Annotated in this window: 15 protein-coding genes; 4 read left to right on the top strand and 11 right to left on the bottom strand. The window is 29.2% G+C overall.

Annotated elements, in window-relative coordinates:
- Nucleotides 1–9: 9 nt before the first annotated feature.
- The 3 genes from ACFOWD_RS10375 (at nt 10) to ACFOWD_RS10385 (ending at nt 3,146) form a co-directional block, all read left to right on the top strand.
- Nucleotides 10–1,296: an MFS transporter gene (locus ACFOWD_RS10375; protein WP_377410341.1), complete on the top strand. Its 1,287-nt coding sequence runs from the start codon at nt 10–12 to the stop codon at nt 1,294–1,296.
- A gap of 8 nt (nt 1,297–1,304) precedes the next feature.
- Entirely contained in the window at nt 1,305–2,105 is an 801-nt protein-coding gene (locus ACFOWD_RS10380; protein WP_377410343.1) for a LytTR family transcriptional regulator DNA-binding domain-containing protein, read from the top strand.
- Between the two features lie 93 nt (nt 2,106–2,198).
- Complete coding sequence (locus ACFOWD_RS10385) at nt 2,199–3,146, top strand: hypothetical protein (protein WP_377410345.1); 948 nt, start codon at nt 2,199–2,201, stop codon at nt 3,144–3,146.
- A gap of 54 nt (nt 3,147–3,200) precedes the next feature.
- Here ACFOWD_RS10385 and hisIE read toward each other — a convergent pair whose 3' ends face one another.
- From hisIE to hisG, 8 genes are all read right to left on the bottom strand, one after another.
- Nucleotides 3,201–3,800: a bifunctional phosphoribosyl-AMP cyclohydrolase/phosphoribosyl-ATP diphosphatase HisIE gene (hisIE, locus tag ACFOWD_RS10390; protein WP_377410346.1), complete on the bottom strand. Its 600-nt coding sequence runs from the start codon at nt 3,798–3,800 to the stop codon at nt 3,201–3,203.
- A gap of 3 nt (nt 3,801–3,803) precedes the next feature.
- Nucleotides 3,804–4,559, bottom strand: a complete 756-nt coding sequence (gene hisF / locus ACFOWD_RS10395; RefSeq protein ID WP_377410348.1) for an imidazole glycerol phosphate synthase subunit HisF — start codon at nt 4,557–4,559, stop codon at nt 3,804–3,806.
- 1 nt (nt 4,560) lies between these two features.
- Nucleotides 4,561–5,298 (bottom strand): 1-(5-phosphoribosyl)-5-[(5-phosphoribosylamino)methylideneamino]imidazole-4-carboxamide isomerase, encoded by a 738-nt coding sequence (gene hisA / locus ACFOWD_RS10400; protein ID WP_377410350.1) that lies wholly within the window; start codon nt 5,296–5,298, stop codon nt 4,561–4,563.
- A 15-nt stretch (nt 5,299–5,313) separates the two neighbouring features.
- A complete protein-coding gene (gene hisH / locus ACFOWD_RS10405; protein WP_377410352.1) occupies nt 5,314–5,907 on the bottom strand; it encodes an imidazole glycerol phosphate synthase subunit HisH in 594 nt (197 codons plus the stop codon).
- Nucleotides 5,908–5,975: 68 nt separating this feature from the next.
- On the bottom strand, nt 5,976–7,112 hold the full coding sequence (hisB, locus tag ACFOWD_RS10410; RefSeq protein ID WP_377410354.1) for a bifunctional histidinol-phosphatase/imidazoleglycerol-phosphate dehydratase HisB: 1,137 nt from the start codon (nt 7,110–7,112) through the stop codon (nt 5,976–5,978).
- Nucleotides 7,112–8,167 carry a histidinol-phosphate transaminase gene (gene hisC, locus ACFOWD_RS10415; protein WP_377410356.1) on the bottom strand — a complete coding sequence of 352 codons (1,056 nt, stop codon included), beginning with the start codon at nt 8,165–8,167 and terminating at the stop codon, nt 7,112–7,114. Before hisC ends, hisB begins: the two co-directional genes overlap by 1 nt.
- A gap of 38 nt (nt 8,168–8,205) precedes the next feature.
- Nucleotides 8,206–9,489 carry a histidinol dehydrogenase gene (hisD, locus tag ACFOWD_RS10420; protein ID WP_377410358.1) on the bottom strand — a complete coding sequence of 428 codons (1,284 nt, stop codon included), beginning with the start codon at nt 9,487–9,489 and terminating at the stop codon, nt 8,206–8,208.
- 100 nt (nt 9,490–9,589) lie between these two features.
- A complete protein-coding gene (hisG, locus tag ACFOWD_RS10425) occupies nt 9,590–10,447 on the bottom strand; it encodes an ATP phosphoribosyltransferase (RefSeq protein ID WP_377410360.1) in 858 nt (285 codons plus the stop codon).
- Nucleotides 10,448–10,881: 434 nt separating this feature from the next.
- Between hisG and ACFOWD_RS10430 the strand changes: the two genes are divergently transcribed.
- On the top strand, nt 10,882–12,600 hold the full coding sequence (locus ACFOWD_RS10430; RefSeq protein ID WP_377410362.1) for an AIPR family protein: 1,719 nt from the start codon (nt 10,882–10,884) through the stop codon (nt 12,598–12,600).
- 155 nt (nt 12,601–12,755) lie between these two features.
- On the opposite strand, the gene ACFOWD_RS10435 is transcribed toward ACFOWD_RS10430, so the two are convergent.
- From ACFOWD_RS10435 to ACFOWD_RS10445, 3 genes are read right to left on the bottom strand one after another with little or no spacing between them, the layout of a single operon-like run.
- Nucleotides 12,756–13,040, bottom strand: a complete 285-nt coding sequence (locus tag ACFOWD_RS10435; protein ID WP_298993041.1) for a hypothetical protein — start codon at nt 13,038–13,040, stop codon at nt 12,756–12,758.
- A gap of 5 nt (nt 13,041–13,045) precedes the next feature.
- Nucleotides 13,046–14,014 (bottom strand): deoxyhypusine synthase family protein, encoded by a 969-nt coding sequence (locus tag ACFOWD_RS10440; protein ID WP_298993038.1) that lies wholly within the window; start codon nt 14,012–14,014, stop codon nt 13,046–13,048.
- Nucleotides 14,014–15,543, bottom strand: a complete 1,530-nt coding sequence (locus tag ACFOWD_RS10445; RefSeq protein ID WP_377410365.1) for a bifunctional GNAT family N-acetyltransferase/carbon-nitrogen hydrolase family protein — start codon at nt 15,541–15,543, stop codon at nt 14,014–14,016. The genes ACFOWD_RS10440 and ACFOWD_RS10445 overlap by 1 nt, the downstream gene beginning before the upstream one ends.
- Nucleotides 15,544–15,549 lie beyond the last annotated feature (6 nt).

Below are 15,549 nucleotides of genomic sequence, written 5' to 3' on the forward strand. Positions count from 1 at the left end.
TTTATAAATATGAATAGTACTTTCTTTATTAAATTATACAAGTGGTTACATGACAATGAAGATGAAATTAAAGACGATTTACCTAAGAATTATTTTTTACTCTTATTAAGTAGCACTTTTACAAAATTAGGAGATACTTTAAGTAACCCTAAAACTGTTTTAACTTGGGTAATGACAATTATGAATGCTCCAGTTTATTTAATTAGTTTAATAGTTCCAATTAGAGAATCTGGTTCTATGTTACCTCAAATTGTTTTGGGGAACTATGTAAAAACAAAAGAAAAAAGAAAAAGAATTTACATTTTTGGAGCACTACTACAATGTGTTGCAATCTTTGCTATGGGTTTAACTGCTTATAATTTTGAAGGTGTTTTAGGTGGTTTTATTATTGTATTTTTCTTAATAATATTTAGTTTATCTAGAAGCTTGTGCTCTTTAAGTTCTAAAGATGTTTTGGGTAAAGTGATTCCTAAACAAAGTAGAGGAAAATTAAAAGGGTATACTTCATCTGTCTCTGGAGTTTTAGTATTAATTGCAGGGCTATTTTTAATTTATAAATCTAAAGAAGACACCACCATTCTTTTTTATAGTTTACTTTTAATTTTTGCAAGTTCTATGTGGTTATTGGCAGCTCTTTTTTATTCAAGCATCAAAGAACCAAAAAGTGAAGTAGAGAAAACTAGAATTTCATTAAAAAATTCATTTTGTAAATTAACCCTTTTAAAAAGTAATAAACATTTTAGAAAATTTATTATAGCTAGATCTTTATTGTTATGCTCTTCTTTATCAGCACCTTTTTATGTGTTATTAGCACAAAGAAATATTGGTAAAGATGCATATTTATTAGGTTTATTTATTCTGGTAAATGGTATTGCCTCTGTTATTAGTGCTCCAATTTGGGGTAAAATGGCAGATAAATCAAGTAAAAATGTAATGTCTATAGCCTCATTAGTGGCTTCTTTTTTAGGGATACTAATGGTGGTTATTTTGGTAATTTTTAAAGAGATTTCTAGTTTGTATTGGATTTATCCTGTAGCATTTTTTATTTTAGGTATTGCACATAGTGGAGTTAGATTAGGTAGAAAAACCTACATTGTTGATATGGCAGAAGGTAATAAACGAACAGATTTTGTAGCAATAAGCAATACAATTATTGGGCTTATCCTTTTAATTACAGGAGGATTAAGTGCTTTGGCTTCAATTTTTTCTGTAGAAGCTGTACTTTTACTACTTTCTTTATTTGGCGTTTTTGGTGCGTATAGAAGTTATCAATTACCAAATGTAGAAGAAAATTAATCGTAAATATGTTACAGCATAAATATCCTTTTGATTCGTCAATTAAGCATCATATTATTATTGCTTTAGGTTTAGCATTATGGATTTTTATTTTTCTATATTTTACAGAACCTTTAGATGTAAATGAATTTGGAGATACAGAAAAATTAATTTACATGCCTTTATATGGCTTATTAGGTGCATTTTGTTATTTACTTTTTTTACCCATTCAAAATTATTTATATCAAAAAAATGATCAACACTGGTTTGTTAAAACAGAACTATTGTTTTTCCTCATATTTATTATCGTAAGTATTGTTGCAGCTAGACTTTTCTATCTTTATGTTATTGTACCTGGTGAACCATATCCTTATACACTTTGGTATCATTTAACATCTGTTATTTTTCCAGCATTACTTACTATTTTGCCTATTGTTATTTTTGGACGTTTTGCTTTTGGAAAATACAAGAATAAAAAAATACAAGATCAAAAAATAGAGATTAAAGGAGAAGGTAATTATGAAGGATTACGAATTTTATTAAATGATTTAATTTGTATTCAATCTTCAGATAATTATATAGAAGTATTTTGCATTTCTGGGAATGATGTAAAGAAAACTTTAATACGAAATAAACTTTCTAAAATAGCTGATGATTTTCCAGAATTGTTAAGAACACATCGTTCTTTTATTATTAATCCTTATCACTTTAAACAGTGGAAAACCGAAAAAGGTAAACTGTTTGCAGAATTATCTAGTTCTATTTTCATCCCAATATCTAACACTTACAAAACTGAAGTAAAATCAGTTTTAAATTCTACCACAGAATAATTGCATTTCGCCCCAAACCCTTATTATAATTAAGTTTATTAGCTTTTCATTTCTAGTTTTGTCTCAGAAAGTTTAATCACAATATTTAGAATTATGAAAACTAAAATCACTTTATTAATAATTTTATTAGCAACATTTTTTACGTTATCTGCACAAAAAACACAACAAGAAATAGTAATTATAGGCACAATGCATACAGTACCCAAAATTGTAAAACATAGTTATAAACCGATGTTACGATTTGCAAAAAAATACAATCCAGAAAATATATTTGTTGAATCGCCTATGCCAAATGATACAATTTCTTGGGAGTATTTAAAAAAAGGTTGGTCTAAAGGATATCAAAAATTTTATGCGAAATCTGATTCCATTAAAAAAGTATTCGATTTTAATGAAACAACTTTTAAATTTTTTGCAGCAAAAAAGTATGCTAATTTATCACCAATAGAAATAGATTATTTGATAAAATCATATTTATATTTAAGAGATAATGGAAACTACGAACTATTAACGTATTTAAAGAAATACGGAATTAAAGGCGCAAATAAACCTACAAGACATGAAGATGGAGATTTAACCTACAAATTAGCATTGTATAAGAACATGAAGGTTTTAAATGTAGATGACCAACAAACAAATGGTGAATATCATGAAGCTTGGAGAAAGTGTGTAAAAGAAGGCATTAATAATGGAAACAATGCTGCTAATCAAAAATTAAATAAAAAGAATTATAATAGTGCCATTTTACCAGCAATTTTTAGAAAATTAGGGAAACATACTAATAAGAGAAAATCTTTACAGCAATTACATGATATGGCTTCATTTTCTTATGTTGTAAAAGATACAAAAGGTTGTGCAGAAGGTAGAGACTATTTTAATCAACGAAATATGCGAATTGCTAAAAATATAGCAGAACAAATTTTAGCTACTAAAAAAACAAAAAATATTGTGATGATAGGTGCTGCACATGTAATAGGTTTAGAAAAAGAACTTAAAGAAAACTATCCAAATTTAAAAGTAATTCTAATGAATGAGTATTAAACTTTCTAAGAATACTATATATTAGAAAACCCTCGCAATTTGTGAGGGTTTGTTTTATTTATGTCTACTTTTTAATTCTGCTTCTATATCTTTTAAGGTAAATCCTTTCGCTTGTAGCAACATTAAATAATGGAAAAGTAAATCAGCTGATTCATATAAGAATAACTCATCATTAGTATCCATAGCCTCTATTACAGTTTCTACTGCCTCCTCTCCTACTTTTTGAGCTACTTTATTTATCCCTTTATCAAATAAACTTGCTACGTAAGATTTTTTAGTGTCTTTATTAGCAACTCTTTCTTTAATAACATTTTCTAATGTAGTAAAGAAACTATAATTAGGAGAATTTTCTTCATTCCAACACGTATCTGAACCTTTATGACAAGTAGGTCCTTTTGGGTTTACTTGTATCAATAAAGTATCGTTGTCACAATCTAATTTCATATCAACTAAATGTAACACATTACCACTTTCTTCACCTTTGGTCCAAAGTCTGTTTTTAGTTCTGCTATAAAAAGTAACTAGCTTTGTTTCTTGTGTTTTCGCAAAAGCTTCTTCATTCATATAACCCAACATCAATACATTTTTTGTAGTAGCATCTTGAATTATTGCTGGCACTAAACCATCGTTATTTTTATTGAAATCGATATTCATAACTTATATTCTTACAGGAATATTATTTTCCTTTAATTTTTGTTTTAATTCTAAAATCGGAATTTCTCCAAAATGAAAAACACTGGCTGCTAAAGCAGCATCAGATTTTCCTAATGTAAATGTATCTATAAAATGTTGAACATTACCTGCACCACCTGAAGCGATTATTGGAATGTTTACTAAATCTGATAAGTAAGCTAAAGCTTCATTGGCAAAACCTGCTTTTGTGCCATCATGATTCATTGAAGTAAACAAAATTTCTCCTGCTCCTCGTTCTTCAACTTCTTTAGCCCATTCAAATAGTTTTATGTCTGTAGGAATAGTTCCTCCTGCCAAATGCACAAACCATTCACCATCTATTTCTTTTGCATCAATAGCGACTACCACACACTGACTTCCAAACTTCTGTGATAATTCGTTTATTAAATCAGGTCTTTTTACTGCTGATGAATTGATAGAAACTTTATCTGCACCACATTTTAACAAGGCATCTACGTGTTCTACAGAAGAAATTCCACCACCTACTGTAAAAGGAATGTTTACTTGTTCTGCAACCTTTAAAACCATATCTAAAGTAGTGCCTCTATTTTCTAAAGTAGCAGCTATATCTAAAAAAACTAATTCATCTGCACCTAATTCTGCATATTGTTTAGCTAAAACTACTGGATCTCCAGCATCAATTAAATTTACAAAATTGACACCTTTTACAGTTCTTCCGTTTTTAATATCTAAACAAGGTACTATTCTTTTTGTTAGCATCTTATTGACTAATTATAAAATTTTCTAATTGTTTTAAACTGATTTTATTTTCGTAAATAGCTTTGCCAATAATAACGCCTTCACAACCTAATTCTGCTAATTTTGGAATTTCATCAAAAGTTGATATTCCTCCTGAAGCTATTAATTTTAAAGGTTTTACTTCTGCTAAAATATTTTTATAAACTTCAAAACTTGGTCCTTGCAACATACCATCTTTAGAAATATCTGTACAAATTACGTATTGTATTCCTTTTTGCTGATAACCAGCAATAAACGGAATTAATTCTAAAGTACTTTCTTCTTGCCAACCATTAGTTGCAATTTTGCCTCCAGAATTATCTGGATAAAAGTCGGCTCCTAAAATAATTTTCTCAGCACCAAATTTAGTAATCCAACTTTCAAATACAGGTTTGTTTTTTACAGCAATACTTCCTCCTGTGATTTGATTTGCACCTGAATTAAAAGCAATTTCTAAATCTTTGTCTGATTTTAAACCACCTCCAAAATCAATTTTTAAACTGGTTTTAGTAGCAATTTGCTCTAACACTTTATAGTTGATAATCTGACTTGCTTTAGCACCATCTAAATCTACAACATGCAAATATTCGATTCCTGCAGCTTCAAATTCCTTAGCAATTTCAAGAGGGTTCTCATTATATATTTTTTTAGTGTTGTAGTCTCCTTTTGTTAAACGAACGCACTTACCTTCTATAATATCTATGGCTGGTATAATTCTCAAAATAGTGTTTGGTTTTTAGTTGTTAGTTTTTAGTTTCAAAAAATTTTCTAATATTTTTGAACCTTTGATGCCACTTTTCTCAGGATGAAATTGAACTCCATAAAAATTGTCTTTTTGTAATGCAGATGCATAGGCAACTTCATAATCTGTTTTGGCAATCATTTCATTACAAGTTGGAGCATAATAACTATGTACCAAGTACATAAACTCTTTTTCTTTAATATCTTTAAATAAATCTGATTTTAAATCAGCTATTACATTCCAACCCATTTGAGGTACTTTAACAGTATTTGAAAAACGTTTTACATCAACATTAAAAATGCCTAGGCCTTTAGTATTACCTTCTTCTGATGAATTGCACATTAATTGCATTCCTAAACAAATACCTAAAACTGGCTGAGTTAATGTTGGTATTACTTTATCTAAACCACTCTCTTGTAACATTCTCATAGCAGAACTTGCTTCACCAACTCCAGGAAATATTACCTTGTCTGCAGCTTTAATTTCATCAACATTATCTGATAAAGTAGCTTCTACACCAAGTCTTTTAAAAGCAAATTGAATACTTTTAATGTTTCCTGCTCCGTAATTAATAATTACTAATTTCATTTTATAGCTTTTTGCTTTTTGCCTTTAGCAATTAGCTAAAAGCCAATTACCAAAAGCTAATTGCTAAATTATAACATTCCTTTTGTAGATGGTAAAAACATCTTATTTGCATCTCTTTTAACTGCCATTTTCATAGCTTTTGCAAATGCTTTAAAAATACCTTCGATTTTATGATGCTCGTTTACGCCTTCTGCTTTAATATTTAAATTACATTTTGCACCATCTGTAAACGATTTAAATAAATGAAAAAACATTTCAGTTGGCATATCACCAATTTTTTCACGTTTAAATTCTGCATCCCATTCTAACCAATTTCTACCTCCAAAATCCACAGCAACTTGAGCTAGGCAATCGTCCATAGGTAAACAGAATCCATATCTTTCAATCCCTAATTTGTTACCTAAAGCTTTGTTGAACAGTTCTCCAAAAGCAATCATGGTGTCTTCTATAGTATGGTGTTCATCAACTTCTAAATCACCATCAACTTTAATCGTTAAATCCATTGCTCCATGTCTACCAATTTGATCTAACATATGATCGAAGAATTTTAAACCAGTATCTATATCATTTTTACCTGAACCATCTAAATTTAACTTGATATAAATCTTTGTTTCATTAGTGTTTCTAGTAATTTCAGCTACTCTATCTTTTAGTTTTAAAAATTCGTAGATACTCTGCCAATCTGTAGATGTTAATGCAATACAATCTAAAATTTCTTGTTTGTCAGCTTCAATTTCATCTGCACCTAATTCTGGGTTTTCAGCTAAGTAGATTCCTTTAGCTCCAAGGTTTTTAGCCAATTCCATGTCAGTAATTCTATCACCCAAAACAAAAGAATTTGCTAAATCATAATCTTCTGAAAAGTATTTAGTTAATAAACCCGTTCTTGGTTTTCGTGTTTCAGCATTTTCATGAGGAAAAGTTTTGTCTATGCAAATTTCAGAAAAAACAACACCTTCTTTTTCAAAAGCAGAAATAACTTTGTTTTGTGCAGGCCAAAAAGTATCTTCAGGAAAAGAATCTGTGCCTAAACCATCTTGATTGGTTACCATAACCAATTCATAATCTAGTTCACTAGCAATTTTAGCCATGTATTGAAATACCTTTGGATAAAATTCTAATTTTTCTAAACTATCTAATTGATAATCAACAGGTGGTTCTAAAACCAAAGTGCCATCTCTATCTATAAATAATACTTTTTTCATTATTGTATTGCTTTTAAAGCTCTAATTAATACTTGATTTTCTTCACAAATCCCTACACTTATTCTTAAGCAGTTTTCGCATAAAGGTTGTGTAGTTCTGTTTCTAATTACTACTCCATATTCTATTAATTCTTGATAACGTTTATTAGCATCATCTACTTTAATTAATAGAAAATTAGCATCAGATTCGTATACTTTTTCAATATAATTTACACAACATTCTAACTCTTTTTTTAGACGTTTACGTTCACTTATGATTTGAGAAATTTCGTTACTAATCTCACTATAGTTTTGTAAACGATTTAACGCTTTTTGTTGTGTTAAACTATTAATATTGTAAGGAGGTTTAATATTGTTTAATATTTGAATAATTTCTTTAGAGGCATAGCATATTCCTAGGCGAATACCAGCCATACCATAAGCTTTAGATAAAGTTTGAGTAATAATTAGATTTGGATATTTTTCTAATTTAGCTAGCCAACTTTTCTGAGTTGAAAAATCTATGTAAGCCTCGTCTAAAACTACTAACCCATTAAAACGATCTAATAGGTATTCTACTTTTTCTTTAGAAAATGAGTTTCCAGAGGGATTATTAGGAGAGCACAAAAACAATATTTTACTGTTACTATCTACTTTGGCTAAAATTTCATCTGTCTTAGGCTGAAATTGATTAGAAAGTAAAACTTGTCTATTTTCTATAGCATTTAAATCTGCTAATACACCATACATACCATAAGTGGGTGGTAAAGTGATAATATTATCTTTATATGGCTCACAGAAAGCTCTAAAAATTAAATCGAGAACTTCATCACTTCCATTACCTAATAAAATATTTTCTTTAGGAATTTCTTTAATTTTAGAAAGCTCATCTTTTACCAAATTTTGTTGTGGATCTGGATAACGATTTACTCCGTTTTCAAAAGGATTTTCGTTAGCATCTAAAAAGATCATATTAAATGCTGAAGCATCTTTATACTCATCTCTGGCAGATGAATATGGCTTCAGTTTTTTAATATTATCTCTAATGATGCTGTTAATGTTAAAGTCTGTTTTCATAGTTTAAAGACTGTAAGTCTATGATTTTCGTTACAATTTTACTTTAGATCTTTTAAACGAATAGAAACAGCATTTTTATGTGCTTGTAATCCTTCTGCTTCTGCCATAATTTCTATAGCATTACCTATATTTTGTATTCCTTCTTTAGATATTTTTTGAAATGTAATACTCTTTGTAAAACTATCTAAATTTACTCCTGAATAGGCTTTACTAAACCCATTAGTTGGTAAAGTATGGTTTGTGCCTGATGCATAATCTCCTGCACTTTCAGGTGTGTAATTACCAATAAAAACAGAACCAGCATTTGCTATATTATCTATATAATAGTCATTGTTATTTGTACAAACAATAAAGTGTTCAGGACCATATTCATTAATCAATGCTAAAGCAATTTCATCATTAGCTACTAATATTGATTTAGAATTTTCAATGGCTTTTTTAGCAATTTCAATTCTAGGTAAAGCTAAAAGTTGTTTATCTATTTCAACAGCAACTTCATCAATTAACTTTTGAGAAGTTGATACCAAAATTACCTGACTATCTGCACCATGTTCTGCTTGACTTAATAAGTCTGAAGCTACATAATTAGCTTTTGCACTATCATCTGCAACCACTAACAATTCACTTGGTCCTGCAGGCATATCAATAGCTACTCCATATTTAGTAGCTAACTGCTTTGCAACAGTAACAAATTGATTTCCAGGGCCAAATATTTTATATACTTGAGGTATTGCTTTTGTGCCAAATGTTAAACCAGCAACAGCTTGTATACCACCTACTTTTATAATTTTAGTAACACCACAAAGATTTGCAGCAAATAAAATTGCTGGATGAATTTTACCTTCTTTGTTAGGTGGCGAACATAGTACGATTTCTTTACAACCTGCAATTTGAGCTGGTATAGCCAACATTAAAACTGTTGAAAATAAAGGAGCTGTGCCACCAGGAATGTATAAACCTACTTTTTGAATGGGTCTCTTTTCTTGCCAACATTCTACTCCATTTGTAGTTTCTACAAAAACTTTTGTTGTTTTTTGCGCTAAATGAAAAGCAGTAATGTTTTTTTGTGCTGTAATAATTGCCTCTTTTAATTCAGAGGAAATTAGTTTTTTTGCTTCTTCAATTTCTGATGAAGAAACTAAATTATTTGCTAAAGTAACACCATCAAAAAGTTGTGTATATTTATTGACAGCTGTATCTCCATTTTTTTGAACATCACCAAAAACTTGGTTTACAGTAGCTTCTATATCGTCTACTGTTTTTGTAGGTCTTTGTAAAATTGATGACCAGTTTTCTTTTATTGGATATTTAATTACTCTCATAATTAGTTTGTTCTGTCATTGCGAGTTAGCGAAGCAATCTTATTTAAAAAAGATTACTTCATTCGTGCCTCATTCGTAATGACAAGATTTAATTTAATTATTAAACTACCATTTTTTCAATTGGACATACTAATATACCTTCTGCCCCATTCTTTTTTAATTCATCTATAATCTCCCAAAATTGATTTTTAGGAATTACAGAATGTACAGAGCTCCATCCTTCTTGTGCTAATGGCAATACAGTTGGACTTCTCATACCTGGCAAAATATTAATAATAGCTTCTAACTTATCATTTGGTGCATTTAATAGCACATATTTAGATTGACGTCCTTTTAAAACTGACTGGATTCTAAATTGAATTTTCTCTAAAATAGCTTGTCTTTCTGCATCGATTTTTGGTGAGACAGCTAAAACAGCTTCCGATTTTAATAAAACTTCTATTTCTTTTAATCCGTTTTTGAATAAAGTACTTCCACTTGAAACAATATCACAAATAGCATCTGCTAACCCAATGTTTGGGGCAATTTCTACAGAACCATTAATGATATGCAATTGCGCTTCAATATTTTGTGCTGCTAAAAACTTTTCTACAGTTTTTGGATATGAAGTAGCAATTCTTTTACCTGCTAAGTCTTTTAAAGAGTTTTCTTTGGCATCTTTTGGTACAGCTATAGACACTTTACATTTAGAAAAACCTAAACGCTCTACAAAATTAATACCTTCTCCTTTTTCTATTAAAACATTCTCTCCAATAATAGCTGCATCTACAACACCATCTTTTAAATACTGAGGTATATCTCCATTTCTTAGGTAAAATACTTCTACAGGAAAGTCTCTAGCTGCTGCTTTTAATTGATCTTTTCCATTATCTATAGAAATACCTACATCTTTTAAGATTCTCATAGAATCTTCGTTTAATCTACCTGATTTCTGTACTGCAATTCTTAATTTATTCACTTTTTTCTTTGTTTGGTTTTGAGAATTCAATAGGTTTTGTAAGCTCAATAAAAAACCCGTTTGAATTTCTCAAACGGGTTTATAAATATTTTGATAATCATCAATACATTTTTAAATCGCTTGAGTGCAATTAAAAAAATGATGGTGATGATTGTTAGTAAATTTCATGTTTATTATTTCTTATTGCAAATATCTTACTTTTTAGAAATATGTTCCAAATAAAAATTAAAAAATTATGTTAAAGCTGGGTTATTTATCAAAATTTTAATTTTTGTTAATATTTTGTGTTTAAAAAAGGGGTTTTTCCTCTTTCTTAAATGTTTTTAAAAACCGAACTTCGCTTCACATGCTGAACTTGTTTGACTAAAATGATTATTAGCCATTAAAACGACTTTAAAAAAAAATTAAAAGTTAGCTTTTATACCCAAAAAAATATGAGTAATAATAAAATAATATTAGAAGGCTGCATAAAAACCTTCAAAGAAAAAAATGAAATTGATTTAACAGAAAGCGAAATTTTTGAAATCTTTTCTTTAAGTCAAATACATAAAGATCGTAATATAACTTACGAAAATATAATTTCATCAATTGTAGATGGTGGTAATGATGGGGGAATTGATTCTATAATGGTTTTTATCGATGAAGAATTTGTAGAAAGTATAGATGATTTAGAAAACTTCAACTTTACTAATAAAACAAATTCAAAATTTATTATTAGTCAGTGCAAGAAAGAAAATTCTTTTAAAGAAGGTCCATTAGATAAACTAATAACAACTATACCTGTTTTATTTGATCTTGAAAAAAATGAATTAGCACTTTTAAGTAGATTTAATTCTGATTTAGTAGATCTAGCACTTTTATTAATACAAGTATGGAAGAATACAGCTATTAGTGGCGGAAAAATAGCGTTAGAATATATTTATACTTGTAAAGCTTCTGAAATTTTAGTTAATAATGTTTTCGAACAGAAAACCAATCAACTTTTAGAAATTTCAAAAAATTGTTTATCAACAAGTGATGTTTCCTTTTCAGCTTATAGCTGTAATGAACTCTTGGAGTTTTATCAAAAACAGAAATCCAATAGACTTTCTATAGAATTTAAAGATAGACCATTATCAACAGACTTTGAAGATTATGGAATCGGATATATTGGAACAGTTAAGTTGGCTAATTATAAGGCGTTTCTTAAATCTGAAAATGGAGATATAAGAGATGACCTTTTTGAAAGTAATATTAGACATTTTCAAGGTTTAGTTGATGTAAATAAGAAAATAAAAAACACTATTGAAAATCCAAATAATGAAGATTTTTGGTGGTTAAATAATGGTATTACAATTATTGCTGAAGAACCTAAAGAAGTTGGAAAAAAACTATCTATTGAAAATATTCAAATTGTAAATGGACTACAGACATCATATTCTATTTTCAATAGTCACAATGAAGATCAGGAAGATCAAAGATCTGTTCTTGTGAAAGTAATAATAAACAAAAATAAAGATACAACAGATAATATTATTGCTTCAACAAATAGTCAAAATCCAGTATCTGCAACATTATTAAGAGCAACAGAACCAGTACAAAGAAATCTTGAATTATTTTTTCTTAATGAGGGTTATTACTATGACAGACGTAAAAATTATTACAAAAACCAAGGTAAGCCTGCTACAAAAATTTTCAGTATACAATTAACAGCACAAGCAATTCAAGCAATAGCCTATGATGATCCCCATACAGCAAGGTCTAGGCCAACATCTTTATTAAAATCAGAAAACACCTACAATAAAATATTTAATCCTAATAAAGATTTTAAAGGATTTTTAAATTGTTGTCTTATTTACAAAAAAGGTCATAATTTTTGGTTAAAACATCAAGACACGAATGTTAAGAATAAAACTTCAAATTTTAAATTGCATATTGGATGCTTACTTACAAAAGATCATTTCAATAAAGTAAATGTTACATTTAACGAAATTTCTGAAATAAATTTAAATAGTATAACTCAAGAGCATTTTAACGAATCAATCAATTTTTTAAGTTTAAGCATTGATCAATACTTACAGGAACACGAAGGAACTAATTTAATAAACATAGCTAAATCAAAAGATTTTACAGAATATTTATTTCAACAATTAAATATTAAGTACAGTAGCTAAAAACTATTAAAAGTCATAGTTTTTTAGCTTATTTATGAAAATTCTATAAGACTTTCTATTCGATTTGTTTTGGACAAATTTAGGACTTAAACACTTAACTAATCTATACAAATTATAAAAAAAAACCCAGAAAATTCTGGGCTTTTTTAGTTTATTTAGTTTTCGTCTTCGTCATCAGGTACATTTACATCAAAGTCGTCATTATCATCAAAATAATCTTCGTCTTCTGCATATTCTTCCATAGCATTTTCTAACTTAGAACTTACTTTTACCAAATATACAGTGTCTTCTGTTCTTAGCTCTACCGCTTTTACAGTTTCTCCTTTAGCGTTTTTAAAAGAGATAATATCTTCATAGTCATATCCATCAGGATATTTGTCAATTAACATATCTAATATGTCTCTTGTTAACTTTGCGTATTCAACAATTACTCTTCTCATAAGATTTACATTTCTAATAAATAAGCAAATATAAGAGGTGCAACAATAGTAGCATCACTTTCTATGATAAATTTTGGTGTATTTATATCTAATTTACCCCAAGTAATTTTTTCATTGGGTACTGCACCAGAATACGAACCATAACTTGTTGTAGAGTCTGAGATTTGACAGAAATAGCTCCAAAAAGGTGTATCTGTTCTTTCCATATCTTGGTATAACATGGGTACTACACAGATTGGGAAATCGCCTGCAATACCTCCTCCTATTTGAAAGAAACCAATACCATTGTCTGAATTGTCTGTATACCAATCTGCTAAAAAGGTCATGTACTCAATACCAGATTTCATAGTACTTGCTTTTAACTCACCTTTTAACACATAAGAAGCAAAAATATTACCCATTGTAGAGTCTTCCCAACCAGGAACTACCATTGGTAAGTTTTTTTCTGCAGCAGCATACATCCAAGAGTCTTTAATATCTATTTCATAATACTCTTCTAAAACTCCAGATAATAACAATTTGTACATAAACTCATGTGGAAAAAAACGTTCTCCTTTAGCTTCTGCATCTTTCCAAATTTTTACAATATGCTCTTGTATTCTTCTAAAAGCTTCTTCTTCTGGGATACAAGTATCTGTAACTCTATTTAAGCCTTTTTCTAATAAATCCCACTCTTGTTGTGGAGTTAAGTCTCTATAATTAGGTACTCTTTTGTAATGAGAATGTGCTACTAAATTCATCACATCTTCTTCTAAATTTGCACCTGTACAAGACACAATATGTACTTTATCTTTACGAATTATTTCTGCAAATATTTTACCTAATTCTGCTGTACTCATAGCTCCTGCTAAAGAAACTAGCATTTTAGAGCCATCTTTTAGTTGATCTTCATACCCTTTTGCAGCATCTACTAAAGCAGCAGCGTTAAAATGCAAAAAGTATTTTTCTATAAAGTTTGTAATAGGTTTGTTCACTATTTCTTAATTTTTTCTAGTTTAAATAAATCTGTTCTTCTATCTTTTAAATTACGTACACTACCAAATTGATTTAAATCTTTAAGTAGGTCTAAATCTACGTCTGCAATAACAATCATTTCTGTATTGGTTGTAGCTTCTGCTTTAATTCCGTTTGCAGGAAACGAAAAATCACAAGGCGTAAATACCATAGATTGTGCAAATTGAATATCCATATTATTTACTTTTGGTAAATTACCTACACTACCAGCAATGGCTACATAACATTCGTTTTCTATAGCTCTAGCTTGTGCACAATGTCTTACTCTAGAATAGCCATTTTGTGTATCAGTTAAAAAAGGAACAAATAAAATATCCATACCTTCTTCTGCTAAAATTCTACTTAATTCTGGAAACTCAGAATCGTAACAAATTAGCACGCCTACTTTACCACAATCTGTATCAAAAGTTTTAAGCTCATTACCTCCTTGCATTCCCCAAACTTTAGCCTCATCAGGAGTTACATGTAGTTTTTCATATCTGTCTTTAGAACCATCTCTTTTACAGATATAACCTACATTGTAAAGTAATTCATCTTTAATCTCTGGCATACTACCAGTAATGATATTGATGTTATACGTTATTGCTAACTCAGAAAACTTTTGAACGATAATAGGTGTAAATTTTGCCAATTCACGAATCGCCTCAGATTCTGGTAAATGGTTATGATCTGCCATTAAAGGCGCATTAAAAAATTCAGGGAATAACGCAAAATCTGCTCTATATGCAGAAACAGCATCAATAAAATACTCTGCTTGTTGCATTAATTCTTCTAAATCTTTATACAAACGCATTTGCCATTGAATAAGCCCTAAACGCACCACTCTTTTTTTGGTTGCAGCTTTTTTAGTTTGCTTTTGATAATAGATATTATCCCATTCTAATAAAACTGCATAATCACCAGAACTACTATCTCCTTCTAAATATCCTTTTAAAATTTTTGATGGATGAAAATCGTTCGAAATTTGAAAGTTTAAAACAGGATCATGTATTTCTTTACGTTTAACCTTTTCTAAATATTCTTTAGGTGATATGTCTTTGGCATATTTATGATAATTAGGCATTCTGCCTCCAAAAACAATTCCTCTTAAGTTTAATTTTTCTGCAAGTTCTTTTCTGTAATCATACAAACGTCTGCCTAAGCGTAAACCACGATATTCTTTTTTAATAAAAACATCAATTCCGTATAAAACATCACCATCTTCATCATGTGTGCTAAAGGTGTAATTACCAGTAATGTCTTCATAGGTATGAGTGTCATCAAACTTATCATAATCTACCATAATAGATAATGCACAACCTGCAAGTTTGCCATTAATTTTAATAATGACTTGACCTTCTGGAAATTTTTGAATTAATGATTTTATTTGAGGTTCTTGCCAATAAGAATTTGTCATATTAGCGTAAACTTCAATCATTGCTTGTTTTAACGCCTGATAATCATCAAGCGTTAAATATTGCAATTCTATATTTTCTATGTTTTTTATCATGATTTA

It is taken from the genome of Polaribacter marinivivus (genome assembly GCF_042651285.1).
Taxonomy (GTDB): domain Bacteria; phylum Bacteroidota; class Bacteroidia; order Flavobacteriales; family Flavobacteriaceae; genus Polaribacter; species Polaribacter marinivivus.

Excerpts from the sequence above, each read along its gene's own strand:
- ACFOWD_RS10435 (WP_298993041.1), bottom strand. The coding sequence starts at position 13,040 with ATGAGAAGAGTAATTGTTGAATACGCAAAGTTAACAAGAGACATATTA.
- hisC (WP_377410356.1), bottom strand. The coding sequence starts at position 8,167 with ATGAAAACAGACTTTAACATTAACAGCATCATTAGAGATAATATTAAA.
- hisD (WP_377410358.1), bottom strand. The coding sequence starts at position 9,489 with ATGAGAGTAATTAAATATCCAATAAAAGAAAACTGGTCATCAATTTTA.
- ACFOWD_RS10385 (WP_377410345.1), top strand. The coding sequence starts at position 2,199 with ATGAAAACTAAAATCACTTTATTAATAATTTTATTAGCAACATTTTTT.
- ACFOWD_RS10380 (WP_377410343.1), top strand. The coding sequence starts at position 1,305 with ATGTTACAGCATAAATATCCTTTTGATTCGTCAATTAAGCATCATATT.
- hisH (WP_377410352.1), bottom strand. The coding sequence starts at position 5,907 with ATGAAATTAGTAATTATTAATTACGGAGCAGGAAACATTAAAAGTATT.
- ACFOWD_RS10445 (WP_377410365.1), bottom strand. The coding sequence starts at position 15,543 with ATGATAAAAAACATAGAAAATATAGAATTGCAATATTTAACGCTTGAT.
- hisF (WP_377410348.1), bottom strand. The coding sequence starts at position 4,559 with ATGCTAACAAAAAGAATAGTACCTTGTTTAGATATTAAAAACGGAAGA.
- hisB (WP_377410354.1), bottom strand. The coding sequence starts at position 7,112 with ATGAAAAAAGTATTATTTATAGATAGAGATGGCACTTTGGTTTTAGAA.
- hisIE (WP_377410346.1), bottom strand. The coding sequence starts at position 3,800 with ATGAATATCGATTTCAATAAAAATAACGATGGTTTAGTGCCAGCAATA.
- ACFOWD_RS10375 (WP_377410341.1), top strand. The coding sequence starts at position 10 with ATGAATAGTACTTTCTTTATTAAATTATACAAGTGGTTACATGACAAT.
- ACFOWD_RS10430 (WP_377410362.1), top strand. The coding sequence starts at position 10,882 with ATGAGTAATAATAAAATAATATTAGAAGGCTGCATAAAAACCTTCAAA.